The organism is Vibrio chagasii (assembly GCF_002954585.1).
GTDB lineage: Bacteria > Pseudomonadota > Gammaproteobacteria > Enterobacterales > Vibrionaceae > Vibrio > Vibrio chagasii_A.
Window position 1 is genome coordinate 1,225,104 of the sequence record NZ_MSCI01000001.1, and the last position, 26,863, is coordinate 1,251,966.

Annotated in this window: 24 protein-coding genes and 4 pseudogenes; 14 read left to right on the plus strand and 14 right to left on the minus strand. The window is 43.9% G+C overall.

Features of this window, described 5'->3' with window-relative positions; genetic code table 11:
• Nucleotides 1-67: 67 nt before the first annotated feature.
• From BTO10_RS05740 to BTO10_RS05755, 4 genes are all read right to left on the minus strand, one after another.
• On the minus strand, nt 68-2,299 hold the full coding sequence (locus BTO10_RS05740; protein WP_105023886.1) for a hypothetical protein: 2,232 nt from the start codon (nt 2,297-2,299) through the stop codon (nt 68-70).
• A gap of 379 nt (nt 2,300-2,678) precedes the next feature.
• On the minus strand, nt 2,679-3,017 hold the full coding sequence (locus BTO10_RS05745) for a hypothetical protein (RefSeq protein WP_004740392.1): 339 nt from the start codon (nt 3,015-3,017) through the stop codon (nt 2,679-2,681).
• Nucleotides 3,018-3,235: 218 nt separating this feature from the next.
• Nucleotides 3,236-4,213 (minus strand): Gfo/Idh/MocA family protein, encoded by a 978-nt coding sequence (locus BTO10_RS05750; RefSeq protein WP_105023887.1) that lies wholly within the window; start codon nt 4,211-4,213, stop codon nt 3,236-3,238.
• A gap of 2 nt (nt 4,214-4,215) precedes the next feature.
• A complete protein-coding gene (locus BTO10_RS05755; protein ID WP_105023888.1) occupies nt 4,216-4,518 on the minus strand; it encodes a putative quinol monooxygenase in 303 nt (100 codons plus the stop codon).
• 106 nt (nt 4,519-4,624) lie between these two features.
• Between BTO10_RS05755 and BTO10_RS05760 the strand changes: the two genes are divergently transcribed.
• Entirely contained in the window at nt 4,625-5,563 is a 939-nt protein-coding gene (locus BTO10_RS05760; protein WP_105023889.1) for a LysR substrate-binding domain-containing protein, read from the plus strand.
• Between the two features lie 115 nt (nt 5,564-5,678).
• On the opposite strand, the pseudogene BTO10_RS05765 reads toward BTO10_RS05760, so the two are convergent.
• Nucleotides 5,679-5,867 (minus strand): annotated as a pseudogene (locus BTO10_RS05765) (hypothetical protein); the annotation flags it as partial.
• A 34-nt stretch (nt 5,868-5,901) separates the two neighbouring features.
• Nucleotides 5,902-6,549, minus strand: a complete 648-nt coding sequence (locus BTO10_RS05770) for a DsbA family oxidoreductase (protein ID WP_004740387.1) — start codon at nt 6,547-6,549, stop codon at nt 5,902-5,904.
• 193 nt (nt 6,550-6,742) lie between these two features.
• On the opposite strand from BTO10_RS05770, the gene BTO10_RS05775 reads away from it, so the two are divergent.
• Nucleotides 6,743-7,942 carry an MFS transporter gene (locus tag BTO10_RS05775; RefSeq protein ID WP_105023890.1) on the plus strand — a complete coding sequence of 400 codons (1,200 nt, stop codon included), beginning with the start codon at nt 6,743-6,745 and terminating at the stop codon, nt 7,940-7,942.
• 91 nt (nt 7,943-8,033) lie between these two features.
• Here BTO10_RS05775 and BTO10_RS05780 read toward each other — a convergent pair whose 3' ends face one another.
• Together BTO10_RS05780 and BTO10_RS05785 are read right to left on the minus strand one after the other, a co-directional pair.
• Nucleotides 8,034-8,831 (minus strand): Cof-type HAD-IIB family hydrolase, encoded by a 798-nt coding sequence (locus BTO10_RS05780; RefSeq protein WP_105023891.1) that lies wholly within the window; start codon nt 8,829-8,831, stop codon nt 8,034-8,036.
• A 78-nt stretch (nt 8,832-8,909) separates the two neighbouring features.
• The gene (locus BTO10_RS05785; protein WP_105023892.1) at nt 8,910-9,482 is read right to left on the minus strand and encodes a TetR/AcrR family transcriptional regulator; all 573 of its coding nucleotides are present in this window, start codon (nt 9,480-9,482) and stop codon (nt 8,910-8,912) included.
• Nucleotides 9,483-9,608: 126 nt separating this feature from the next.
• Here BTO10_RS05785 and BTO10_RS05790 point away from each other — a divergent pair, with 126 nt between their 5' ends.
• The 3 genes from BTO10_RS05790 (at nt 9,609) to arsB (ending at nt 11,803) form a co-directional block, all read left to right on the plus strand.
• Nucleotides 9,609-10,124 (plus strand): HPP family protein, encoded by a 516-nt coding sequence (locus BTO10_RS05790; RefSeq protein WP_105023893.1) that lies wholly within the window; start codon nt 9,609-9,611, stop codon nt 10,122-10,124.
• A 172-nt stretch (nt 10,125-10,296) separates the two neighbouring features.
• Entirely contained in the window at nt 10,297-10,638 is a 342-nt protein-coding gene (locus BTO10_RS05795; protein WP_004740382.1) for an ArsR/SmtB family transcription factor, read from the plus strand.
• A 109-nt stretch (nt 10,639-10,747) separates the two neighbouring features.
• Nucleotides 10,748-11,803, plus strand: coding sequence for an ACR3 family arsenite efflux transporter (arsB, locus tag BTO10_RS05800; RefSeq protein WP_105023894.1), 1,056 nt, complete (start codon nt 10,748-10,750; stop codon nt 11,801-11,803).
• Between the two features lie 92 nt (nt 11,804-11,895).
• On the opposite strand, the pseudogene BTO10_RS05805 reads toward arsB, so the two are convergent.
• Nucleotides 11,896-11,991 (minus strand): annotated as a pseudogene (locus BTO10_RS05805) (LysR family transcriptional regulator); the annotation flags it as partial.
• A 481-nt stretch (nt 11,992-12,472) separates the two neighbouring features.
• On the opposite strand from BTO10_RS05805, the gene BTO10_RS05810 reads away from it, so the two are divergent.
• From BTO10_RS05810 to glpD, 4 genes are all read left to right on the plus strand, one after another.
• Complete coding sequence (locus BTO10_RS05810; protein WP_105023895.1) at nt 12,473-13,327, plus strand: MIP/aquaporin family protein; 855 nt, start codon at nt 12,473-12,475, stop codon at nt 13,325-13,327.
• A 58-nt stretch (nt 13,328-13,385) separates the two neighbouring features.
• Nucleotides 13,386-14,906 carry a glycerol kinase GlpK gene (gene glpK, locus BTO10_RS05815; protein WP_063524098.1) on the plus strand — a complete coding sequence of 507 codons (1,521 nt, stop codon included), beginning with the start codon at nt 13,386-13,388 and terminating at the stop codon, nt 14,904-14,906.
• A gap of 260 nt (nt 14,907-15,166) precedes the next feature.
• On the plus strand, nt 15,167-15,961 hold the full coding sequence (locus BTO10_RS05820) for a DeoR/GlpR family transcriptional regulator (RefSeq protein WP_004740378.1): 795 nt from the start codon (nt 15,167-15,169) through the stop codon (nt 15,959-15,961).
• Between the two features lie 288 nt (nt 15,962-16,249).
• On the plus strand, nt 16,250-17,809 hold the full coding sequence (gene glpD / locus BTO10_RS05825; RefSeq protein ID WP_105023896.1) for a glycerol-3-phosphate dehydrogenase: 1,560 nt from the start codon (nt 16,250-16,252) through the stop codon (nt 17,807-17,809).
• A 184-nt stretch (nt 17,810-17,993) separates the two neighbouring features.
• Here the strand turns inward: glpD and BTO10_RS05830 are convergent, their stop codons facing one another.
• Complete coding sequence (locus tag BTO10_RS05830) at nt 17,994-18,230, minus strand: YdcH family protein (RefSeq protein WP_105023897.1); 237 nt, start codon at nt 18,228-18,230, stop codon at nt 17,994-17,996.
• 401 nt (nt 18,231-18,631) lie between these two features.
• A complete protein-coding gene (locus tag BTO10_RS05835; protein ID WP_105023898.1) occupies nt 18,632-19,018 on the minus strand; it encodes a hypothetical protein in 387 nt (128 codons plus the stop codon).
• A 516-nt stretch (nt 19,019-19,534) separates the two neighbouring features.
• Between BTO10_RS05835 and nfsA the strand changes: the two genes are divergently transcribed.
• On the plus strand, nt 19,535-20,257 hold the full coding sequence (gene nfsA / locus BTO10_RS05840) for an oxygen-insensitive NADPH nitroreductase (protein WP_105023899.1): 723 nt from the start codon (nt 19,535-19,537) through the stop codon (nt 20,255-20,257).
• Nucleotides 20,258-20,362: 105 nt separating this feature from the next.
• Here the strand turns inward: nfsA and BTO10_RS05845 are convergent, their stop codons facing one another.
• Nucleotides 20,363-21,892: a phospholipase D family protein gene (locus tag BTO10_RS05845; RefSeq protein WP_105023900.1), complete on the minus strand. Its 1,530-nt coding sequence runs from the start codon at nt 21,890-21,892 to the stop codon at nt 20,363-20,365.
• Between the two features lie 206 nt (nt 21,893-22,098).
• On the minus strand, nt 22,099-22,668 hold the full coding sequence (locus BTO10_RS05850; protein WP_105023901.1) for a TetR/AcrR family transcriptional regulator: 570 nt from the start codon (nt 22,666-22,668) through the stop codon (nt 22,099-22,101).
• 62 nt (nt 22,669-22,730) lie between these two features.
• On the opposite strand from BTO10_RS05850, the gene BTO10_RS05855 reads away from it, so the two are divergent.
• From BTO10_RS05855 to BTO10_RS05870, 4 genes and pseudogenes are all read left to right on the plus strand, one after another.
• Nucleotides 22,731-23,297 carry a dihydrofolate reductase family protein gene (locus BTO10_RS05855; protein WP_105023902.1) on the plus strand — a complete coding sequence of 189 codons (567 nt, stop codon included), beginning with the start codon at nt 22,731-22,733 and terminating at the stop codon, nt 23,295-23,297.
• Nucleotides 23,298-23,523: 226 nt separating this feature from the next.
• Nucleotides 23,524-24,315, plus strand: coding sequence for an oxalate:formate antiporter (locus BTO10_RS05860; protein ID WP_105023903.1), 792 nt, complete (start codon nt 23,524-23,526; stop codon nt 24,313-24,315).
• Between the two features lie 209 nt (nt 24,316-24,524).
• Nucleotides 24,525-25,023: pseudogene (locus BTO10_RS05865) on the plus strand (hypothetical protein).
• A 202-nt stretch (nt 25,024-25,225) separates the two neighbouring features.
• Nucleotides 25,226-25,516 carry a putative quinol monooxygenase gene (locus tag BTO10_RS05870; protein ID WP_102425863.1) on the plus strand — a complete coding sequence of 97 codons (291 nt, stop codon included), beginning with the start codon at nt 25,226-25,228 and terminating at the stop codon, nt 25,514-25,516.
• Here the strand turns inward: BTO10_RS05870 and BTO10_RS05875 are convergent.
• Nucleotides 25,513-26,764 (minus strand): annotated as a pseudogene (locus BTO10_RS05875) (IS3 family transposase). The gene BTO10_RS05870 and the pseudogene BTO10_RS05875 sit on opposite strands and share 4 nt — an antisense overlap.
• Nucleotides 26,765-26,863: the final 99 nt, after the last annotated feature.

Below are 26,863 nucleotides of genomic sequence, written 5' to 3' on the forward strand. Positions count from 1 at the left end.
ATGTTGGCAAAGAGCGGGCTTCCAAAATAGAGGCCGACAAACAACTTAAAGCACCTCGAGTTTCAGGCTAGTAAAGTAGAAACAACCCTTCATACCCGCCAATTTCTATCTGGTTAACATATTCACCAATGTTGCCATCTGCATCAACGGGCTTCATCGGCACATCCAATGTAATCGTCAGTTTCTCTGTCTCATAAAAACTTGCGCTCTTGCCGTGGAAGTCAGTGCGATACAACACTCGCCCATGCTCGAACTCTCTCGCTAACACCATATCTTCAGGCCCACCAGCGACCACTTGCTCTTCAGATTGGTAAATAAAATAGGTAAACGTCGGCAATACATGCGTCATACCATTAGGTAAGTCTTGATGCACCATCTCGTTCATCGATGCATCACCGACTATGGTGTAATCGGCTGACACAGGCGTACTTGTCGAGAGCATAAAAGGAATGGCGTCAAAGCCTTGTGGAATGTGGTTCGCTGGCTCGCCTAACTCAACAGCTAGCAGCAAGCTTGGCTGATACGCCAAATTCTTAGGTATACCACTCCGCCAAAAGTTATCTGATGTGGTATTGCCGCTCCCATAAACATAACCATTATTCCATTGGTTAAAATAGCTATAGTGAGGGTGGCGACTCAGATGGTAAATCGCCAAAGCGGAGTACTGATCCTGCTTCCAGTTTTGTTCACTATTTCCGTAATGATGAACTCGTCCATAGCGAGTATTTGCCTGAAAAATAACGCCTTGCTCAGCATAAGCGAGTGCAGAGTTATCCCAATGTTTTGATATTCCTGAGTAGCCACTCAAGCCGGTAGAAGGAAAGATATAGTGCTCTCTGAGATATAGTGACCCGGCTTCGCGCAAGTGAGATTGACCATTTCTTCCTAGCAAATTTGCCGTGCCTATATTCAATCCAATCAACGAGGCACTTTCCAGCAATGATAGATTTTTCAGGAACTCTGAAAATTGCAGTTTGTAACGCTCATCCGCTTCACTTGAGCCAGCAACAGCCCCCAACTCCTGGACATGTCCACCGGAGTAGACAAAAAATTGATTAGCGCCGATCAGCTTGTTGGTATCATCGTTGTAAGCACCATTCAGACCTTGTTCGCCCCAACTCTGTTGGTAATAGCCATGTATTGCCGACAGGTAGTCCAAATTAGCCATATTCGTTAGCGCCCAAGAGGAATCAGCACTCCACATTCGACCAAATGGAATGACTCTCGATTCCCAACGAAAGCGAGCAGTGGCGTTTTTATTTGTGCGATTACGGTACTCGCTTTGTGACAAGTAGTTATCACCATTGAGGTCTGCAGCAACATCAAAACCACGGATTTTACGCCATTGGCTGATAGCACTTCCGTCTGGCGTGACTGTGGGTGCATCAGTCAGTTTCACCGTCGGAAAACTGTTTTTCAGCTTCACGTCTTTTAAACGCGGGCGGTCTTGTGGGTTATCACCTTGCCAGCGAACCCTAACTACATAAAAGCGTCCACCATCTCTTACAAAGGTTGAACCAAAATACTGCCCACCACCATAGCTTGCGCCACTGCCATCATGTGTCGCCGCTCTCATCCAATCACTTGGTGGGTTCCAAATCACAGACTGGTTTTTGGTCATGTTGAGGGTTTTGTCTTTCTTACTCTCAAGCCTCTCCCACTGAGATACCATCCCATGAGAATCAACGGCAGCCGGGTATTCAATCCAAAACTCGCCACCCGTAGCGAACTGAGAAAACTTGAAGGTTAAACGATCAAACGGCTCAGCATGGTAGATATAAAGCGCCCCACCGCTTTCGAAATTCTCAAATACATCTGCATCCCAAGGTGGTTGTTGGTAAAGCCAAAATCCCGCGTGATCCTCACTGGCTGTGTACCCAACAATTAAGGGTTTTCGATTTAACAGTGTGTTTTCACCGTGCGTTTTGTCAACTTCGGCTATAACTGTATCTTCGGAAAAGTGAAGGAAATAGTCTTCGAAGTTAATGCCATCCAACTCGGCTTGATTGCGAAGATCGTTCTCCAACCAACCCGAATTCACGGCCATCGCTTGGTTATACATATAACCAATGGTTATAGCTTGTTGGTTGTCAGCAATGTCTGAATAAGCGCCGAATACAAGGTCGCTATTGGCGATCTCCCAATCAATAACATCATCCGCAGATAAAGGGGAACCGTCGAGAGCAGTGCCGGGCTCATGTTGCCCAGGTAATACTACCGCTGTACCAACGGCAAACGAGTGACTAGCAACCAAGTATGATGCAATGAGCGCTAGTACCCAGAGAATGTAGGTTTTCATTATCAAAACTTCCTAATCGATACTGTCGTAACTCATATAACGAGACGAAAAGTCAGCCAACTTACGTGTCAATTTAGGAATCAAAATAAGAAAAAGTATTGGTTAGATATAAGTATTGATCAAGGGTGCTCCGTCTGAATGGCAGTTACCATCACCCACTCCATATAAATAGAGACGTAAACTCAGGACGTTATAGGGAAAGATAAAAATTTATAATCTTAATTTTTCTCGTAAGGTAAGTTTCATAGGCAGTGAAAACTGAGGGGGCATTTATTCTCAAAATGAGAATTTTGGGTAAAGAGAGATTGTGGTGTTTCCAAAGCAACACCACCAAATTCCGTCACCGTTGATCGAATATCAAGATGTTCTGGGGGGAGAATTACAGCCTTAAATTCCACTTACCTTGGTGGTCACGGTCGCAATTTTCTTGTGTATCGAAGCTTAAGTGCTTATCAATGTTCTTAAGCTTAATCCCGCCCTGATTGAATGCGCTTTGAATAACGGAAGCCACTTGTTGTTGACCATCAGCCTCTAAGAAATTCGTTCTATCTTGATTGCTATCGAACACACAAACGATTTTTAAGCTTTGTGGAAAGGAAGAAAAATTGACCGTATGAGTCACCCAAAGAAAACCGTCGTAGCCTTTCAACGTATCTTCACAAACATCAGCTAGCACATCTCTAATTTGATTTTCGATCTTCTTATCTGATTTACGCATGAAGCAAAGCCCCTATTTAACACCTTAAAATATAAGGTTTTTTGGTCAAAATAATCTTAAACGATATTGGACACTGTGAGTGTTTCAAATGCAAAGTATTTATAGGGAATCAAAAGGGAAATATTTGGGGGAATGTGTGAGAAAGAACGACCCATCTTGATTAGCTGAGCAATACAGCAAAGTAATCAAGCATGAGTCGTTCATACTAATCAAGAGGGTTAAGCGCTCGCCGCTTGTTCCCAATCAGTCAGTAACTTCATGATTACGCGAGAGTCTTGATGAGTTGCCATTGGTGCTGTGAGTTGTGTGTCGCCTTGCTCGACTGCTTGGCGAATATTGCGCACTTGATAATGGAAGGCGTCACCTTGCGCTTCGACTTTTACTTCACGTTTCGACGTTTCGTAAATCTCAACCGTGAATGTGTTGTCTTCGGTCGGTAACCATGGGTTGGTGTCGAGAGTGATACAGCCTTTACTGCCGAGAATCGTGAAGCCATGCTTTAAGCCGTGGTCTTCTGCAGTATGGATTTGCGCAGTGAACTGACTATTGAAGCGTATCATCGCTGACGACTCGCAGATATTGCCATCTTGACCACGTCGGCCAATGGCTGAGATCTGCACGTCATTGAACACGCTCTCACCAAACTGGTGTTGCGCGACAGAGTGGATCAGTGACATTGGGTAACAACCTAAGTTGTACAGCGCACCTTTGCTCGCAGGGTTCACAAACAGGTCAATCGCCGCCACATATGAACCTTGGATTGAGCGTACTTCACCTATTTCACCAGTCGCCAGCTCTTGATGAAGCTTGGCGATCAATGGGTGATTTAAGTACATCAAACCTTCTGCAAAAAATACGCCCGCTTCTTTCACCGCTTGCAAAGCTTGTTCGGTTTTTTCCATATCCACTGATAACGATTTTTCACACAGAATCGCTTTACCGTTTTGAGCGGCTTTAATCACGTATTCGTGGTGAACATGGTTAGGTAGCGCGATGTAGATAATGTCGACCGACTCTTCTTCAATCAGGGCTTCATAGCTATTGAAGGTTCGTGTTGGTTGGTATTGCTCGGCAAACTCATTGAGTGTTTTCTCTGTGCGTCCTGCAACGGCATAAAGCTCGCTTTGAGCATCGCCTTTAATCGCATCTGCCATAACGCCTGAGATAAAGCTGGTGCCTAGAATTCCCCATTTCATGCTTAGATCTCCTTCTTATGAGTTTCAAAGGCTTGTACTAATTCTGTTATATCACGCTCGATAAATGCTTGGGTGTGGGGCATTCCAAAGTGCTGGTTAATGGCTTCACGGTTAGCGTATTGCTCAAGCAAGATCACTCGGTCGTGTTGGCTTGAGTCATAGGTTGCAATCGCTTGTAGGCAGCCCGGCTCGCTCTGCATATCTAGGCAAAACTGTTCGATGGCTTCAACCGCAGTCTCACGTTCAATGTTGCTTTTAATCTTAAGTTCGGCAGTAACAAAGATAGTTTCGTTTGTTTGAGGCATTTCACGCTCTTATTTTAATCAACTATTGGTTTGCCATTAATATAATTAACCCCTAATAATTGATAAACTCACCTTTTGTTTATTATTTATCAACCAAGAGTGTTCAATGGATAAGTTAACTAGCATGAAAGTCTTCGTTTACGTAGTGGAGCAAGGTAGCTTTCGTAGTGCCGCCAACCACTTCAATCTATCGGCAACCATGATCAGTAAACATATCCATCATCTTGAATCGAGCCTTAACTCTCAGCTGATTCATCGCACTACGCGTAAGCAGTCTTTAACCGATTCAGGGCAGCTCTACTATCGAGAATGTAAACGAATTCTGGAAGACATCAGCAATGCTGAAAATCTAATTCAAACCTTAGAAAACCAGCCTCAAGGCACGGTCAAAATAAACTGCCCAGTGACCTATGGGAACAAGGTGCTAGCCCCGATCGTGGCGAAGTTCCTTGCAAATCACCCAACGATTAATGTCGAGCTCGTACTGAACAACGATCTTGTTGATCCCTACTCTTCCGATATTGATTTAATTGTGCGAATTGGTGACCTGTCTGACTCGAGTTTAGTCGCCAGATACTTAGGTGATTACGAGATGTGTTACTGCGCAGCGCCTGAATACCTAGACCAACATACAAAGATTCGTGTATTAGAAGATCTCGCACAGCACCCGTCGCTTGGATTTAGTTACAGCAGCCGTCGTGATGTGAATGGTCGTGAAACCCAACTACGCAATCCCCAAAACAGTGAGTCGCAACTCCTAGCCCCTAAGAACCACCAAGCGGCGCATAGCACGGGGAGTAAAGGCCAAGTGCGTTTGATGTCGAACAATGGGGATGTGTTGCGATATGCCGCCCTACAAGGTGTAGGCGTGTTGTTACAGCCAACTATCCTAGTCGCAGAAGAGATTGAACGTGGTGCTCTGTTAGAAATATTACCTGGTATGGCACCTTTGCCCAAGCCGATTCATCTACTCTATAAAACCAAGCAACTGTCTCTGAAAAACAGAACCTTTGTCGAGTTCTTGTTAAGCGAGCTTGCTGAATAACTAGAGTGATCAAAGTAACTAAGGTGGGCTACGTTACTAATGGCTTTGAAGCAACGATGAAAGTTAAAGCGTTTGCCAATGACTCATCAAGTAACTGCCAAGGCCAGAAGGCGTAGTTACGATTCCACAGCGTATGATGGTGGGCTCTTTGAATCACAGAGATCGTATCAATTTGCACATACCCAAGGTTTTCAATCGCAGACAGCGTGCTCGCCAAAGCTCCGCCATTACGTTTCTTTTTAGGCGGCAGCTTTTGCGAAAGCAGTACAATTTTTTGCGCTTGAGCGAGTGAAAGTGATTCCATGAAATTCAGACTCTAATTGATACCATCGATCGGCTTATGATTCCGCAATAAGCTCTTGAAGGATTTGCTTGTACGTTTCTACCGTCTGCGCGCCTGTCACTGCACTCTTGCGGTTAAATACCACGGTAGGAACCGCAGAGATCCCCATGCGTTGCCATTCGAACTCTTGCGCTTCTATTTGCTTTAAGTTGTCGGTGTTCTTTAAGCGTTTCAGTGCCTTCGTTGCGTCTAAGCCAACCGCTTCAAGCTCTTGCGCAATAACATCCAGATCTGACAGATCTTTCTGCTCTGAAAAATGCGCGGTGAAGAAGCGTAGCTTCAACTCAGTCTGTTTTCCGTAAGCTAGAGCAAAATCAAGCAGCACATGTAAGTGGCGTGAATTCACCATTCTCATGCTGTCATAAAAATTGAAATCGAACCCTACTGCCTTGCCGCGAGCCGCCAGTTGCTCACGTGAGCGCTGACTTTCTTCTGCACTAGAACCGTATTTTCTCATGATATGCTCACGCAGGTTTTCACCCTCTTGCGGCATATCTGGATTCAACTCAAACGGTTGCCATTCAAGTTCAATCTGTTGTTCTAAACCTAGCTCTGAAACAGCCTGCTCTAGGTTTTTGTAACCGACGACGCACCATGGGCACATTACGTCAGAAATAATATCGAGTTGAAGTTTCTTACTCATCGTCATTCCAAATATCGTTAATAAGGCAGATCCAATACAAGGTGGATATCCGTGTTGCCATTAAGACTACAACAATCTGAACACTCGTTCAAATACCGACATGTTCGCTCTCAAATTTCTCTCAATTAACCTTTGACTTAAAGTTAACTTTAAGTTGTAGAGTGATACAAAACGGAGACGATGAGACAGAGATATGAAAAGAAAAACACCACCCTACCTTACCGGACGCTTCTTTGATGGCATTAGCTCAGGGCTATTTATGTTGGCACTTCCGTGGCTAATGCTAGCAACGCCCAATATGGGCACTTTTGTTGCGCTCACGGCTCTGGTCTGTACGCTCACTACCTTTCTTGCTACACCCTATTTTTCAGCGTTGATCGACCGCCATTCTCGTAAAAATATTTTGATCATCGCGCAGGTAATCCAGGCTTCAACCGCATTTACTGTCGCTGCAATTTACTGGTTTGGCTTCGGCTCCATTGTCGTCCTAGGTGCAGCTCAACTCATTTTTTGGGTTTCAAGTAGCCTTGCCTGGCACACCAACAATGCCTTTACGCAAGAGAATTACGACCACCATGAATATGCCAAAATTTCGAGTCACCAAGAGATTATTTTGCAGTCGACAACTTTGGGTGCTGGCGCTCTTGGCGTTGTATTACTCGAGCAGTGGAGCATTATTGAATTTGCGATTTTTGCAGGTCTTGCCTCGAGCATTTCAGCGATAAGTTACTTGGTGACACCTTACAGAAGACAAATCACGGAGAGTGTAAATACACCATTCAAACAGCAATTGGTCGAAATTAAGGATGTGTTCTCTCAATCGCCTCAATTTTACGGTTTCCTGATCGTTTCTTGTCTCTCATATCCGATGGTGACCTTTTTAAGCCGCTTAATTCCGATTTGGTTTTCAGAACTGAATATCACCGGAGACTGGCTTGCACTTTACAATATCTCTCTCGGCATGGGGGCACTGATTATTGGGATATCTTTACCACTGATTCTGAAGTCCGCGTCTCACAAAACAACCATCCAAATAGCGATGTACATCATCGGACTCTCTTTATTGTTGATGAGCCAAGCAGAAAACCCTGCGTATCTTATTATTCTTACTTTCATTTTCGGCGCATTCAACGCGCTCAATAGAATCGCCCGAACCAACTGGATGCACCATGCAGTAGCAATAAAACAAAGAGGAAGAGTAGATGGAGGGCTTGCGCTATTCGCTACCTTAACTCAGAGCCTAAGTTATGTGTTGATTGCCGTATTGGCGCAAGCCGATGCGATTATTTATGGTTTTACCATTGCTGGAACCGTGGTTCTGGCTGCCACATTTTGGATGGGTAAACTTGGCAGACAAATTAAGCCGGAGTGTACCTTAGCGAATCAATGTTAAGGCGAATTATCAAAATTCGAGATTACTAATAAAAAAGCCGACTCATGTTAGAGAGTCGGCTTTGATAAAAATCTAAAAAGGATTCCAAACGTTACGCGAGAAGCTTTTCCAACACTTGGAATACACCCGCATCAACATTACTTGGCGCGCCAAAACGAGCTATCTCTTTCAGTTTTGGATGTGCATTTTCCATCGCATATGAGTGGTAACTTTCTTTAAGCATCTCGTAATCATTTAGGTAGTCGCCAAAGCTCATGGTCTGTTCGTAAGTGAAACCTAATGTGTTCTGGAGATGCTTAATTGCCGCCCCTTTTGAAGCCTCAGCATTCATTACATCCAACCAAATTTTTGCGCTTACAACCACTTGGTAATTTTCACCAAACTTAGCGTTGATGCTTGGGTTTACTTTCTCTTGCGAGCCGTCAAAGTGGCAAATAGCAACCTTGATAAATTCATCTTCAACCGCCAACAGATCTTCTACTTGCTCACGGCGATGGTAGTACTTAGAGATCTCTGCTAGAGCACGCTCGTCTTTGGTTTCGATGTATGCCGACTTCTTACCACACAACACAACATGAGCGCCTTCGATAGCACGCGCTTCTTTGATGATGTCTCTGATGGCATCTGTATCTAGCAAGCAGCTGTAGAGTTCTTCACCTTTGTGCATCACTAATGTGCCGTTTTCAGCAACAAACATCATGCGATCGTTAATAGGAGAAAAAGTTTCCATTAAGCTGTAATACTGGCGGCCCGAAGCAGCAGCAAAGATAATGTCTTGAGCTTCTAGTCGCTCATACAGGTTGAAAAATTCTGAGTCTAATTTCCCGTCTTCATTAAGCAGAGTGCCGTCCATATCAGCAGCGATAAATTTGATGTTCTGTTGTGGCATTTCAGAGCTTACCTATAAATATAAATAAAGTTGTAAATTATGATTTTTCGTTATCTTGGGTAACGGTTCTGCGTTCGATTATATCGTTAGAGTAGCCAGTGAATGCAATGCTTTTCGATAAGCTTCTTTGTTTGAATCTAAGCTTAAATCTATTGCTCCAAATTCACGTCTTACAATCAGCCCTTCGATGAACGTCATAACCGATTCCGTTCGGCGCTCAAGCGTTGCTGCGCCTGCTTCTTCGCCACTAGTTATCACGTCGTGAATCGTGTTCTTGAGCCAAATCTTGTGTTTCTGTGAGAGCATCGCAATGTCATCTTCTGACTCTTTAAATTCAGCGAGCGCATGCATGAACATGCAACCTTTGAAGTCTGGTTGTTCGAACCATGCAAAATGCCAATCTAAAAGCACATCCAATTGGTGTTGTAATCCAGAAGTGGATGCAAGTACCGCCTCTAAACTCGACTCAAAACGCTGATGACGCCTTTCCAACACCGCTTCAATCAGCTTGGTTTTAGAACCAAAGTGACGATACATGGATGTCTTAGAAACCGCTGCTTCATCCCGGATCATATCCACCCCAACAGCGGTATAACCAAACTGATTAAACAAAGACTCAGCCACATCCAAGATTAGTTCTTTCTTACTCATCCTATCTACTCGTTCAATTAAGGTCGCAAAATTTTACGTTGCAAAGAGTGTACAGATCTGTATCATTCAAATCAAAAAGTACAGATCTGTACACTTTTATTTTCTAGTCATAGATGGGAGTTAGTGATGATAAAAAAACTGATCGGTGGAGAAGAGCTACCTCCTAAGGCTACGCTGAACCAACTACTTAAGGGCTTTGTCGGTGGTACGGTAGGCATATTGATCTTGTGTTTGCCGGCTGAACAGTCGCAAGTGCCTTGGTTAATGGCACCGTTTGGCGCGACTTGTGTGCTGTTGTTTGCAAGACCAACCTCGCCGCTTGCTCAACCACGCAACATCATTGCGGGTCATTTTATTTCAGCAGCAGTCGGGCTCGTAGCGCTGTATGGTGTCGGGGATTCTTATTTAGTGATGTCGCTAGCGGTAGGCAGCGCGATCTTTTTGATGCAGTACTTTCGCACAGTTCATCCACCTGCTGGAGCTAACCCGATTGTTATCTCGCTAGCAGGAACGTCACTTGTCGATTGGACTTTCTTGTTTACGCCAGTTTTAGTCGGCAGTGTCGCGCTCGTTTTGGTTGGCGCTATGCTCAATAACACCTCGACACAACAACGATGGCCGCTGTATTGGGTAGGAAAGTAGAGCTGCTCACTTATTTCTAACTCACACGGTAATCGCTAAGTTGGCCTTAATCATGGATGTGCATATTTGCTCTTTAAGTTGTGCGGCTTTTAAAATTCACATTGACCGCTAAAAGAAATAGGCTTACTATTAATCGTCTTTTAACGATTAGTATTAAGTGAGCCACCTAAGTATGACTGCAACATGCCAAGCAACAGAAAGCTGTTCTCTACCTCTTCCGCCGAGTAATGCAGAAGCAGAAAAAGAAATGGCAGCGTTAGCAAAAGCACTCGCGCATCCAGCTCGAATTCGCATACTTAGCATCTTGTCTGCACTAGAAAAGTCAGGTGGCTGCTTAAACAGTGATCTGGTGAGTGAATTAGGTTTAGCTCAATCAACAGTGTCAGAACACTTAAGAATATTAAAAAACTCAGGCTTCATTACCGCTGAGTCTATTCCGCCAAAGATGTGTTACCGCATCGACCGCGACAATATTCAACGCTTCGAATCGGTATTTAACAGCATTTTAAAATAGAAGTTCACGCTTGAATGATTGGCTTTGATAGCCTTTACTTTTAAGCGTGTTTTTTTGCCACAATCAATCGTTTTTCGACGATTTACGATATCAACAAAGAGAGATTACCATGAAACCAAAGTTAGGTTTTCTAGATCGCTACTTAACACTATGGATCTTCATCGCCATGGGCATTGGTGTACTGCTGGGTACCCTATTCCCACAGATCGAACAGTGGAACGATTCAATGTCTGTTGGCACCACCAACATTCCACTTGCGATTGGCCTTATCTTAATGATGTACCCACCTCTGGCTAAGGTTAACTACAACCTGCTAGGCACCGTGGTAAAAGATAAGAAAGCCATCAAGCTCTCTTTGATCATGAACTGGTTTGTTGGCCCAATCCTCATGTTCGTATTGGCACTGACTTTCTTAGGTGATCACCCTGGTTACATGGTCGGCGTAATTCTTATGGGTCTTGCTCGTTGTGTGGCAATGGTTCTAGTTTGGAACGACATCGGCGGCGGTAACAAAGAATACGGGGCTGCCTTGGTTGCTCTAAACAGTGCATTCCAAGTGGTTAGCTACAGCTTTATGGCGTGGTTGTTCATTAGCGTTCTTCCTCCTGTATTCGGTTACGAAGGTATGTTGGTTGATATCTCAATGATCGATATTGCACACAGCGTGCTTATCTACTTAGGTATCCCATTCTTAGCAGGCTTCCTGAGCCGTAAGATCCTTGTGTCGATGAAAGGTGAACAATGGTACACCGAGGTGTTCATTCCGCGCATTTCTCCAATGACGCTGATTGCACTACTAGCAACTATCGTTCTGATGTTCAGCCTGAAAGGTGAAATGATTGTTGAACTGCCAATGGACGTTCTATTAATTGCGGTTCCACTGACTATCTACTTCACTGCGATGTTCTTCATCAGTTTCTTCATCGGTAAGAAGATGGGCATCGAGTACGACAAGAACGCATCAATTGCATATACAGCAACGGGTAACAACTTTGAATTAGCGATTGCGGTTGCAATCTCTGTATTCGGTATCAACTCAGACCAAGCGTTTGCAGGCGTTATTGGGCCGCTGATTGAAGTGCCTGTGCTGATTTACCTAGTGAACGTTGCACTTAAGATGAAAGACAAGTACTACAACGGACTAACAGTGAAATCAGCGAACTAAAAAATTACGTATCGTTTTAAACAGAAAGGCTCACAAATTACTTTGTGAGCCTTTTCTTTATTCCGGTTCACCCAATTTAAGTCTCATTCAGCTTATGCTTCGTCTAATAGACCTTTCAATGCTTGTTCAAGCCATAGCAGTGCTGGCCCTTTCGAGCGTGTTTTCGATAAAACCAAGTCAACGGGAGGCTGTAAGAGACTACTTTGTAACACAAGGCAAAGTTAGCGCTCTCAATTAAGTCACCACTGAGCGATAGACCAAGCGAATTGCCAGAGTCAGTATGGATCTGGCATTTTTTTTCACAGCTTAAGTACATCCTTGTTTGTTAACGCTTTTCCAACATTTGAGAACCCGGATAAGTCCACAAGATCCAAGTTTAATAAACCACCACTCGCGAATCAGCATCACAAATCCAGCCATCAACTCCTCGTACCAGTTGTGCATCTGCTTACATACAGGTACTTTTAGCGACCTCACAGGACATACATTCGCACAATAGCATCCATACAAGCTTCTTTTTCGAGCAAAAGTGTTCGGTTTAACATTTCAAGCCAGTTTAATTAACAATTTTATGCTCAAACGCTCATTTTTAATGCTCGTTTATTTTCGAGTTCGCAAATTTATGCACAATACGCGTGCTAGATAAGCAAAAATAACAAGGACTCGAACATGACAACAAACAAACAACCTTCTTTATTTGGGCAATGCCTCGCCGAATTTATCGGTACTGGCCTGCTCATCTTCTTTGGCGTTGGCTGTGTGGCTGCACTGGTATTAACAGGTGCAACATTCGGACAATGGGAAGTTAGTATCATCTGGGGCTTCGGCGTATCTATCGCAATTTACTGTACAGCTGGCGTTTCTGGCGCACACATAAACCCTGCAGTAACCATTGCGTTAGCCATGTTCCATGGATTTGATAAGGCGAAAGTATTGCCTTACATCATCTCTCAATTACTTGGTGCCTTCTGCTCTGCAGCTTTGGTTTACAGCCTATACAGCAACTTGTTCACCGATTACGAAATTGCTCATAACTTTGTTCGTAGCAGCCAAGACGCACTATCAACTGCTGGTATCTTCTCGACTTACCCACATGCTTCACTCTCTTTCTTCGGCGCTTTTGCTGTGGAATTCGTGATTACTGCAGTATTGATGTTCGCCATTCTGGCACTGGGTGACGAAAACAATGGTGCATCACGCGGCGCAATGAACCCTCTACTGATCGGTATTCTTATCGCGGTAATCGGTGGCTCTCTAGGTCCACTAACTGGCTTTGCAATGAACCCAGCACGTGACTTCGGACCAAAGCTTTTCGCTTACTTTGCAGGTTGGGATTTTGCATTAACCGGTGCTCGTGATATTCCTTACTTCATCGTTCCAATTCTTGCTCCTATTGCTGGTGCGTGTTTTGGTGGCTGGTTGTACCCACGTGTTATCGGTGCTCACCTACCAGTGGAAGGCCAAGGCTGCACAATTCCAAACCAATGTGAAACAGAAGAAGAAGCTGAACAAGCTCAAGCTTAACCCCAAGCAACCTTACATTTACTAAAATATAAATAACGGAACAAAAAGGATTCTTACCATGACCGAGCAAAAATACATTGTTGCCCTAGACCAAGGCACTACAAGCTCTCGCGCTGTAATCCTCGATCACGATGCAAACATCGTAAGCTCTTCTCAACGAGAATTTACTCAAATTTATCCAAAGGCTGGCTGGGTTGAGCATGATCCAATGGAAATCTGGGCGACTCAAAGCTCTACATTGGTTGAAGCTCTAGCTAAAGCAGGCATTCGCAGTGACGAGCTAGCGGGTATCGGTATCACTAACCAACGTGAAACCACTATCGTTTGGAACAAAGAGACTGGCAAACCGGTATACAACGCTATCGTATGGCAATGTCGTCGTACTGCAGAAATCTGTGAAGAACTTAAAGAGCGCGGCCTAGAAGACTACGTACGTGACAATACAGGTTTAGTCCTTGATCCGTATTTCTCAGGTACAAAAGTAAAATGGATTCTAGACAACGTTGAAGGTGCTCGCGAAGACGCTGAAGCAGGTAAGTTACTGTTCGGTACGGTTGATACTTGGTTGGTTTGGAAGATGACTCAAGGCCGTGTACACGTTACGGATTACACTAACGCATCACGTACTATGTTGTTTAACATCAACGACCTATGCTGGGACAGCAAGCTATTAGACGAGATGGGTATTCCAGCATCTATGATGCCTGAAGTGAAACGCTCTTCTGAAGTTTACGGCCAAACGAACCTTGGTGGTAAAGGTGGTACTCGTATTCCAATCGCGGGTATTGCCGGTGACCAACAAGCAGCGCTTTACGGTCAAATGTGTGTTGAAGCTGGCCAAGCGAAAAACACATACGGCACGGGCTGTTTCCTACTGATGAACACAGGCCAAGAGAAAGTTACATCGAAGAACGGTCTATTGACGACATTAGCATGTGGTCCTAAAGGCGAACCAGCTTACGCACTTGAAGGTGCGGTATTCATGGGTGGCGCATCTATCCAATGGCTACGTGATGAAATGAAACTACTGGCTGGCGCAGAAGATTCTGAATACTTCGCAACTAAAGTCGATACGTCAAACGGTGTTTACGTTGTTCCTGCATTTACCGGTCTAGGCGCACCATACTGGGACGCTTACGCTCGCGGTACGATTGTTGGCCTAACTCGTGGTGTTAACTCTAACCACATCATCCGTGCAACACTGGAAGGTATTGCTTACCAAACTCGTGACGTACTGGATGCGATGCAAGCGGACTCTGGCATCAAGCTAGCAAACCTACGTGTTGATGGCGGTGCAGTAGCGAACAACTTCCTAATGCAGTTCCAATCAGACGTGCTAGATACAGAAGTTCACCGTCCTGAAGTAACTGAAGTAACGGCTCTGGGTGCAGCATACCTTGCTGGTCTGGCGGTTGGTTTCTGGGACAGCATCGATGAGCTTCAAGACAAAGCAGTACTAGACCGTACTTTCTTGCCACACCACGATGAAGAGAAACGTAACCGCCGTTACAAAGGTTGGAAACGTGCTATCAAGTGTGCACAAGTTTGGTCTGAACTGCACGATGACGACGAAGAGTAAAATCGAGCGTTCGAATAATCACTCTCTTTTCGATTGAATTGTTCGTTCCTCAGTAAACGAAACTAAAAAGAGCACTATTTTGTGCTCTTTTTTGCGTTTGGGGCCTTTTTTTCATGTTTTGATCAACGTTTTTGCGGTTTAGACATAATTCCTTACCATCATTACTTCTCTCTGAGTATCAATTCGAGCACAATAGAACGAGGTAATATTTAGAATTAGGTGCGCTAAAGTATTGCAGCGCGCAGGGAGTGGTAAGTTAAGTGAAGCAAATACCAAGACACCAGCAGATTGTAGACCTGGTAAAAACACAAGGATATGTGAGCACCGAAGAGCTCGTAGAGAAGTTCGATGTTAGCCCACAAACCATCAGACGAGATCTCAATGAGCTGGCTGATAGCAATAAAATCCGTCGCTATCATGGTGGTGCTACTATTCCTCTTAGCTCAGAAAACACCTCTTACAACACGCGTAAAGCGCTTAACTTCAATGAAAAAGATGTGATTGCCGACGAGCTGGTAAAACACATTCCAGATGGTGCAACCTTGTTCGTTGATATCGGCACCACACCAGAATCCGTGGCACGCGCGCTGAACAAAAACCACAAACAACTCAGAGTCGTGACTAACAACATCAACGTTGCCAGTATCCTTCTACCAAACCCAGAGATAAAAGTTATCTTGGCAGGTGGTGAAGTAAGAAACCGTGATGGTGGCATCGTGGGTGAAGCAACACTCGATTTCGTAAAGCAGTTCCGCCTCGACTTCGGCATTCTAGGGATCAGCGGTATCGACTTTGACGGCTCACTGCTTGATTTTGACTACCATGAAGTTCGAGTGAAGCAAGCCATCATTGAAAACAGCCGTAGCATCTTCCTGGCAGTCGACCACAGTAAGTTTGGTCGTAACGCAATGGTGAAGCTGGGTAACATCTCTCAAGCACACATGGTATTCACGAATAAACAACCACCAGAAGAGATCCTGAACATCCTCAAGGATTCATCGATCCCACTAGAAGTGATCGAGACTGCTTCTCAACCACTAGCGTCGGACGAATAAAAAAACGCTCAGAAATCATGTTCATTAGAAGAGCTCACCATTGATAGATCACTCTGTCGATAATGGGCTCTTTTGTTACTTAGAAAGTCGTACTTGAACATGAACAGTATCACTTCTATGCTCGAATAAGAGTTATTTTGAACCTTCGCTGTCATAAGCGAAGGTTTTTTTATGCGCAAATCACATAAAACGCGCATAAACGAAAATAATGAATGACCGCAAACGAAAGTTAATATAGGATTCAATTATGTTCTAAAATGCTCGTTCGCTCAGAAAGAGGTCAAAACTATGAGTGCTCAACAAACTAATTCAAACAATAGTACATCTTCAACTCTAGACTTAATCGTTATTGGCGGCGGCATCAATGGTGCGGGTATCGCGGCAGATGCTGCTGGTCGTGGTCTAAACGTTGGTTTATACGAAGCAAATGATTTCGCCTCTGCGACGTCTTCTGCAAGTTCAAAGCTAATCCACGGTGGCTTACGTTACCTTGAACATTACGAGTTTCGTTTAGTTTCAGAAGCACTCGCAGAACGTGAAGTGTTGCTGAGAAAAGCACCTCATGTTGCGCAACCAATGCGTTTCCGTTTACCGCACCGTCCATTTTTACGCCCAGCTTGGATGATTCGCTGTGGCTTGTTCCTTTACGACAACTTGGGCAAACGTACGACTCTTCCTGGAAGTAAAACGGTGAACTTGGCTCAATCAGGTTTGCTGAAACCAGAAATGAAAATAGGTTTCGAATACTCAGACTGCTGGGTAGATGATGCGCGTATGGTATTACTGAACGTGTTGGCAGCGAAAGAAAACAACGCAGAAGTACGCAACTACTGCCGAGTTGAAAAAGCACACCGTGAGGGCGACATTTGGCATGTAACTATTCTTGATGTGATGACAAACCAACGTTTTGAGCGCAAAGCGAAAGCGTTGGTCAACGCAGCTGGCCCTTGGGTGAAACAGTTCTTTGATGATGGTTTGGAGCAAACATCACCGCGTAATATTCGCCTAATCAAAGGCTCACACATTGTGGTCCCGCGTGTTCATGACGAACCACAATCTTACATTCTACAAAATAAAGATAACCGCATCGTGTTCATGATCCCTTACTTAGATAAGTTCTCACTCATCGGTACAACCGATCTTGAATACAAAGGCGATCCTCGCGAAGTAGCTATCGACGATGTAGAAGTTGATTACTTAATTGATATTGTAAACCAGCATTTTGTTAAGCAACTAGAGCGTGACGATGTAGTGTGGACTTTCAGTGGCGTGAGACCGCTTTGCGATGATGAATCTGACTCTCCACAAGCAATAACCCGTGACTACACATTAGAATTAGATGCTGAGTTTGACCAAGCGCCACTACTTTCTATTTTCGGTGGCAAACTAACCACTTATCGTAAGCTTGGTGAAGCAGCTGTAAACAAGCTAGAACCGTACCTGAAAAATATGGGGGCACCTTGGACAGCTAACGACACGCTACCGGGTGGTAACTTCAGCTGCAGCCGCGAACAGCTTGCCACAATGATGCACACGAAATACCCTTGGGCATCCGAAGCACTGCTGCTTCGTTACGTAACCCAATTTGGTACTTACACATGGCATCTACTTGAAGGCGCTACGTGTGAATCGGACCTTGGTATCCAGTTCTCAAGCGAAGCACACGGTGTTTACCAAGCTGAGATTGATTACTTGATCAACCAAGAGATGGCAATGACAGACGAAGACATCTTATGGCGCAGAACCAAGCTTGGCCTGTACATGAGCGAATCTGAGCAACAAGCATTGTCTGATTACTTAAAAGAGAAGCTACAACGTAAAGTGGTAAGCTTTTCTCAAGTAGGCTAACTCCACCAACCAACAAGCACAGTTCAATAACCTGATTAATAACCAAGCTTAGCGTCCCCCACGCTAAGCTTTTTATTACCGGGTAATCAAACCACACCCAATCACTTAAGCAAGCACCAATATCTTACAAACAAAAAAACTCCCGAAGGAGTTTTTATTGTCGATATCTAAAAGATGCTGTCCACTAGTTGTTCAAGCGAGCATATAGCGCATCTTTCAGCACAGAACGGTCGTGCTTCAGTTGGTGCATTGAGACATCATCAATGGGTGAATCTTTCAGCTCAAGTTTACGAATCTCTTTATCAAGGTTGTCGTATGTCTTCATGTCTGTTGCAAAGCCATCATCAGTTTTAGCAAGCTCAGCAATTTTGTCTTTCATTTCAGGAAATTCGTGAACAAGAGAGTGATTTTCACCTAGCATAGAAACCTCTTCAGTTGATTAAAGTGATTGGTATTACACGTTCATTATTAACCTTAGCAAGGGACTCAAATAACAAATGAGATCCAGTACACAGCATAGAATATAGACAATTTAGATTCATAAATTTACAACATCCCCCTACAAAATCGAGGGTGGTAAATTGAATTGTCTCAGTAACGATATACTTTTCCCACATATTTCATCTTGGTCTCTCCGGTCTACAAGCTCAGAGCGTGCTTGGATACACCAAAGCGTATCAACGTCAGCATTCGTTGATAATCCACAATATAGTCGAATCAGTTTTTAGATTTTAAATAAAATACCCTCTCCAGATGGAGAGGGTATTAATGTACTTATTGATAGAGGAGGAGCTTTAATCTCAATGTGAGATGATTAATAACCTACTGCTTAGATTCATATAATTTTGTTGGAACTTCGGTTTCACAACGCTCAAGGTCATAGTCTTGAGTCGTGCCACTATTACCTTGGAATCGAATTCTCACGATCATACCTCTATCAACAAACCAACGAAGATCTTCGCAAGAATAACGATAGCTCAACTCCGAAATGTGCGCTGTTGACCATCGAGAGTCACCAGGCAGTGAAATGACATAATAAATCACGCCATTTTCTGTAATCGTCATTCCTTTTATATCGCTTAGGTGTTCAATAGCTGTATCAATTGTTTCTTGATCTGCTGTTGGTTGTAGCTCTTCAATTGGGACACTCAAACAACCAGAAAGAGCCGTTGCTGACAGACAAGCCAAAAAAATAGATTTCAAATTCATTTTAATTCTCATTCAATTACATAGTCAAAATAACGCTAGAACGAGATTCTATTCACAATATAAATAGATGTGTATTGGTATATCTACTAATTTATAATAAATGTGATGCAGAGTTCTAATTCACTCGACTTGGGGCTTTCTAAAAGAAGAGAATGACTCGTAACCCACTCTTAGAAATATCAGTGTCTACATAAAAGCTAAATACTTTGACGACATATCAATGTGTTACTATTGAATCTGTGCGGCGCTTGCTCTATTGAAGCGTTCATTTTTCACTACAGCTAGCGATATCAACAAAGGCCAGAGGGAATTGCTCAACTGGCACATGAAAATATGCCCACATAGCGGTCGCCCGCGTATGTGCATTATAATCGACACATATACAGCCAGTCTTTGGACGCAAAAAAGCTCCAAGTTCAAAAACAAATGCGTTACGGAGTTAAAGGTTTACCCCACTAAAAAATGTCGTTATGGTGATTTGTAATACATCATAAAAACAAGGACAGTCAGAGCGCTATGAATAGTACGATTGAGACCATCTTGGAGCATCGCTCCATTCGTCAGTATACCGATCAACCAATAGAGAAAGAGCACCTCGATTTAATTGTCCAGGCAGGTCTCGCTGCGTCATCATCAAGCTTACTGCAGGCTGTTTCTATCATCAGAGTAACAGACAAAGACAAGCGTAAACTGCTAGCGGAATACGCTGGCAACCAGTCTTATGTGGAAAGTGCCGCTGAGTTTTTAGTGTTCTGTATCGACTATCAACGCCACGCCCAGATTAACCCTGAAGTAAAAACCGACTTTACTGAGCTTACCCTGATTGGCGCCGTTGATTCTGGCATTATGGCGCAAAACTGTATGCTAGCAGCGGAGTCATTGGGATTAGGTGGCGTATACATTGGTGGCTTACGTAACAGCGCTCAACAGGTTGATGAGCTATTAGAACTTCCACAGCACACAGCCGTGCTATTTGGTATGTGTTTAGGTCATCCTGCACAGCAACCAGAGATAAAACCCCGACTTCCAGCTCATGTGGTGATGCACGAAAACCAATACCATCCATTAAGCCTAGATGAAATCGCTAGCTATGATGATTCAATGCAGAGCTACTACTCCAACCGCTCAAGTAACCAAAAGCAAAGCAGTTGGTCACAACAGATCACACAGAAACTCTCTGGTGAATCTCGCCCACATATTTTGCCGTACTTGAACAGTAAACAACTGACTAAAAGGTAGCGTTCAAAACCTAGCTCAGATAAACAAGCTAAGTTTCAATCACCACAAACAAAAATGTCAGCGCATTATACGGTGACATTTTTCCTTATTCTGAGGTCGACTCTCTTAGAGGTATTTCTCTATCGGGAGAAGCTGTAGGAAACCTGATTGCATGCGCTCCCACTTACCGGTTTCTGGTTCGCTGTCCCAACTTTGCTCACCTGAATACCAATACACATCACCATCTTCTAGCTCCAAACGCCAACTGTTGTCTTCGCTCATTGCCTGTTCGATAGTTTCAGCTAGCGTTTCAGCAATCGCTTTGTTTTCGATGATTAACACCGACTCCGTATTTAAGTAAGTCGAACGCAGGTTGAAGTTGAATGAACCAATACTCGCAATACTGCGGTCAAATACCACTGATTTAGCATGCAAACCGTAAGCTGTCTCAGGTGCACACTTAGACACGTCTTGGGTAGATGCTTCACACAACTTGGAATCTGGTTTTAGCTCAAATAGGTCGATGCCATGCTCTAACATATCGTAGCGTCTGCCCGCGTAAGCAGAGTGGTTAGTAACCAAGTCATTTGACGCCATTGAGTTGGTCAGTGCCTTTATCTCAACGCCTTCGTCATTCAACGTTTGCCACTCATCTAATTGGCCATCATCGAATACCAAGTAAGCCGACTCAAGCAAGATCTCTTGTTTCGACTCGCTTGCTAGTTGTCCTAACAAAACTGCCGTTGCTTTGGGTTCATCAGTATTGTCTGAATCGACAGGCACAGGGCGATCGTAAGCGAAACGAGCATTCACCCAAGTCATCTCATCAAGAGCCTTTTTCAGTAGGCTATCTGCTGCTTCGCGATTTAATGGTAACTCTGGATAGTTTTTGTATTGTGGAACCGTTATATCGTCAATCTTTGAAAGATCCGGTTGCTCTTCGTCACCCAACATAGCGACAGGATAAGACCAACGGCTGTCCCAGTATTCAATAAAGCTGGTTTGGATAGTGGTAACCACCGTGCCCATCACCAAGACATCGCGATCGCGGAAGTTGATCTTGTCAGAAAGGTCGAAGTATTCATCACCAATATTACGTCCCCCCACCACAGATAAAGTGCCATCTACGGTGAAGGATTTATTGTGCATACGACGGTTTAAACGAGAGAAGTCACCAAGGAAGCTCAACCACTTACTGAAACCACGGCGCGTTGGTGTTGGGTTGAAGATTCGGATCTCAACATTCGGGTGAGCGTCGAGTGCCGACAATAACCCTTCACGCTCATTGAGGTTGATGTCATCCAACATCACTCGAACCTTAACACCACGATCAGCAGCGGCTAGCAAACGGCTAGCGAGATACTTGCCCGATTCATCCGAGTTCCATATGTAGTATTGAATATCGATGGTGTGCTCTGCGCTTTCAACTAATGCCAAGCGCTGAGCCAAAGCGTCCCAACCGGATTCTTGTAAACGAACGGCGGTTGTCGCCTGTTCTGATGCGGGTTGATATTCATCTGCCAAAACCGATAAAGCGCTAGGTCCATAAGAAGTGTACGGTTCTGCCGGGTGATCGATGCCTTCTGGTAATGAAGAACAGCCGCCGAGTACAGCGACGAGTAATAAGGTTAAGCTGATGCGTTGGAGCACAGGCATGTGTTTGACTTCCTTTTCACGGTGAGGTCTTTGAATTGGCCTCGACAACTTTTCAACGACCAAGTTGTTCGAGGTTATGCATTGATTATTACTGCTAAATCCAGAAATTTATAGGTAATTATCCAGTATAAATAAAACTTAGCGACTTCATCATGAGGAACACTGTACCGAATTCACCTATTCAGGCATCAATACTGACTACAAGGTCATGACGTTTTCAGTTGTTCGATACCCAAGCAATAAAGGCCTAAAGGCTTTCTCACCATCTCAACCGTAATCTCAGTTCTATCCGGGTTACAGTTCAATGCAAGCGCATAGCCATGCAAGTAGTCAACTAGCAAATGAAGAGCATCTTCGGATTGCTCTGATGTAAGATTTAACGGATTCACTACCGCTTCAAAGCGCTCACTAAAGACTTCAACGGGCCCAAGCGATTTCATCGTCAGCAAAGTTTCTAGTAGCCCGCGATAGTCATTCAACACTGAAAGATAGCTCACGCTAAGCTGATACAAGTTCTCTTGCCACACTTGGTTTTGCTCAGGCTGTGCCACTGCACCTACCAATGAGACAGTGATCGACTCCAATAGATCATTTTTGTTTTTGAAGTAATGGTATATCGCCATCGCATCGACACCGAGCTCTGTGGCTAATCCTCTGATACTCGGAACTTTACCGCCTTCACGCATCATGCTCTTTGCCGTATCTAAGATCTTTTCTGCACTCAGTTGACTTGATCCACTCTTTGGTCGACCTCGCTTTTGATCCTTGACAGTCATAACACCACCTATTAAATTAAAATATTCTACACTGTAGAATATTTTAATTTAATACAGCGTAAATGCCAAGTTCCTGTTCAATTTCGGAGTTAACAATGTCAAATATTGTCTTTATCGGTACGAGTCTTGATGGTTACATTGCAGACAAAAACGGTGGTCTAGATTGGTTACAAGCCATCCCAAATCCAGAGGGTGATGACATGGGGTACAACGCCCATATCGATCGTATCGATGCTTTGGTAATGGGCCGAAACACCATGGATATGGTGCTGATCTTCGGTATTGATTGGCCTTACACAAAACCGGTTTATGTTTTGAGTAACACGTTGACTGAAGTGCCTAAAGAGCTTGAAGGTAAAGTGTTCTTGATAAAGGGCGAACTCACTCAGATCATCGAAGATCTAAACAGCAAAGGCCTTAACAATCTGTATATTGATGGCGGTGTGACCATTCAAAACTTCCTGAAAGAAGACCTGGTTGATGAACTGATTATCTCGACGATCCCTGTCGTTCTTGGTGGTGGTGCTCCGCTATTTGGTGACTTAGTCTCTCCTCTCGACTTTACGCTAAAAAGTGTCACGACTTACCTCGATGAGATCGTAACTACTCACTATTTACGTAAGCGTTAAGCCACTTAATGATCGATGTTGATGAGCCAAAATCGAGTTGGCTCATCATGCCTCCTTTACTTAAGAAACCTAAAGTCTGCAACCCAGCTCTCTCCTCGAAGCCGTTCCTAATTCTGCTCACAAGCTAATCATTGACAAGCTAAGCCAACATTGACACTCTATAATGCTGCGTTGATTTTGCCGCACTAGCTGCATTGCAGTTCTAACTTTTTAAGATAGGTAAAATATGAACTACCCAAGCACTCTTCCAGCACCTCACAAAGCACTTCTCATCAAAGTGGTTGATGTCTTGTCTCAAGATCCTCGTATATGTGGCATCGCCGCAAGTGGCTCCTTTGGCGCTAACTCGATGGACAAATACAGCGACTTAGATTTTGTTATCGCGGTTAACCCAGCCGACTATGAAAGCGTAATGAAAGAACGGTTCAACATTCTTGATAGCATTGGCGGTAAAGTCGCTGCCTTCACGGGTGAACACGTTGGTGAGCCACGTTTAATTGTGTCGATATTTGGCCCAGAGCCTGTTCACGTTGATTTCAAATTTGTCTCGCTACCAGACGCAGCAGTTCGAGTTGATAACAACCAAGTGTTATGGGAACGAGATAGCTTATTAACCGATGTGTTCAGCAGCGCGGAACCACGCTACCCACAACCAGACCCGCAATGGATTGAAGATCGTTTTTGGATTTGGACGCACTATGCCGCAACCAAGATAGCTCGTGGCGAATACTTCGAAACAGTTGAGTCTCTCTCTTTCATTCGTCAAAACGTTCTATCTCCGCTGGCGCTAAAGCAAGCTGGGCTCACGCCGTCTGGTGTGAGGAAAATTGAAGAACGACTGCCTGAGTTTGCGCAAGCACTCGTAAAAACCGTCGCGATGCCAGAACGTGACGCATTGATCCCGGCACTCAAACAAGCAGTCACACTGTACCTTGAGTTGAGAGGTAACGAGCAAGTTAACATTGATGATCATGCTCAATCATTTTGTCTTCAATACGTTGAGGAAGAGTTAAGCTAATTCCGTATTAAGTAAGCCACAGGTTTTAACAGCCAATTCATAAATGCGCCGAAGGCTAATTGCTCTCGGCGTATTCGTTCTCAGTACAATCATGATAAGTACGGCAATCTTGACACGGCACTTGCAAGAACGGGTTGATCGCTCCTACACAATCCTACCCAAAAGTAGTACCATTTATCGTATCTCATTCTTAATGGTATTTATGTCTTATGAAGCTTTTAGTCGATCGCACTGGTGAACAGTTTTTTAGAAATTCTGGAAGAATCAGGAGACAAACTGACGGTTCAATTCATTAGCAATGAAGGTAATCGAAAAGGTAAGCCGTTCCAAGACAGTTTGAGTGGCTTGTTCCTCACAGGCTGGAAGCCTCACACGACCTCAACCGCTATTGGCCTAGAGCGCTTTAAACAAGGCAAATTACAAGATCCAAAAGTAAGCTTTGCGCTTCATCAGCTCTACCCACTTGGCCGAGATGTAAAACTACCTTCTTGTGATATCGCCACAATCGTAAGCTACGCCAATACCCACAGCGACGGCTACTATATGTTTGTTCGTCTCAATGATGAATTGAAGCGCCTTAAGATGACGCCAGAATGGGAGCTATTACCTTCAGTTGTGAGATTAGCCCTGCCTTATTACCCAGCCCCAAGAAGCCAGCAAGAACTCGACAATATTGATGACTTCGATGCCTGGGCGGGCGGGTTTTAAAGTTCAATTACCTTTGTTAATCAACATCTAATAGCTCCATTATTATCAATTAATTTTTGATAATAATTCTAACGGAGCACGGTTTATCATCATGAGCCTTCCTACTATTCTTTGTTCATCGGCACTGATGATTGCTCATCCAATAGGGAGCAACTCAGTGAATAGCACCGCTTTGGTGAATCAAATAATATAGGTAACAAACATGACTCAACTGACTATCATCGCAAATATCGTCGCTAACGAAGACAAAGTTGAACTGGTTAAAGCAGAGTTGCTAAAGCTGATTGATATCACTCGCGCTGAAGAAGGTTGCATCAACTACGACCTACACCAAGATAACGAAAACCCTGCGCATTTCACTTTCTACGAAAACTGGACATCACGCGAACTGTGGCAAGCGCACATGGGGAATACTCATCTCGCTGAGTACATGGCTGCAACCGAAGGTTGTGTGGCGTCGTTCACTCTCAATGAGATGACGAAAATCGGTTAGTCGCTGACTGAACACATTAACATGTCTCGTCCTAAAATACGTTGACAGTTTTTTACTAAGCCAACAGCGCCAGCTGTTGGCTTTGGCCTCATATTGTTATAGATATTGATAGACTCTTTTACTAGTCGTTTTAGCTCCTCAAGATTCTTACACCTATCAAGTAAGAACTCTTGTTTCAGGCTCCCATTTATTCTTTCTGCTAAAGCATTTTGGTAGCAGTCATAACCATCTGTCATCGAAGGCATTATGCCGCTAATTTTCAATTTATCTTGATATACACCTGAGCAATACTGCAGACCACGATCCGAATGATGGATGCAAGAACGATGATATTGACGCCCTTTGATAGCCATATCTAGCGCTTTCACGACATCCGTCGCTTTCATTTCATTACTCAGCTCATAGCCCATTATTTTTCGGCTAAACGCATCCGTAACCAATGATAGGTAGTGAACTCCTTCATCAGATTGAACATAGGTTATGTCGCTCACAAACACACTCTCTGGACTAGACGGCTTGTAGTCTTTTAATAAGTTCGGGTGTTTCTTCATCCAATACCGACTATTGGTCGTTTTTGTAAAACTACGCTTAGGTCTTACCAACAATCGCTCAGCGCGTAAGTAGTTGAAAAGCGCATCTCGGCCTAACTTGATACCTTGTTCTTTTAGTCTAGGCTTAATTAAAAAATAGAGCTTCCTCGTACCAACCCGAGGCATATAACGCCTAATATCCAACACCATTTTTTAATCGGTTTAAGCTCTAACCGACGATGATGAGCTCGATTTTCTCGTTGATAAACACTCTGCCTTGTTATGCCGCAAAGCCTACATACCCGAGCTAAACTTATTCCTTCCTGTTTTTGAAGGCTTCTTGCTACTTGGCTAGATACTTTTTTCTGAGACTGGTTCCGTGCTCAGCATCAAGGATATCAACCACTCGATTTAAGAAGAGGTTCTTGATTTTTTCGTCTTCCAACTCCTTCTCAAGAGGTTTTATTTTCTGTGCAGGCGATTCTTTAGGCTTAGGTGATTGGCTCATGACATTCATCCTTGGATTTTGCGCCCAATTCATCTTACCGTGCTTTCGAAGCCAGGTTAAAACGGTTGAACGGCCTTGGATACCATAAATGGTTTGGGCTTGTTTATAGGTCATATCGCCTCTTTCTACAGCGGCGACGACCTGTAATTTAAAGCCTAGTGTGTAATCACGCTGAGTGCGCTTAACGTGGGTATTATTTGAAGTAGTCATAATTCGTCCTCAATGTGTAAACACATTTCAGGACGAGACAGCAGAAACTAAAAAAGCTCCAATATCGCTATTGGAGCTTTTTATTTACCTCGCGTTAGG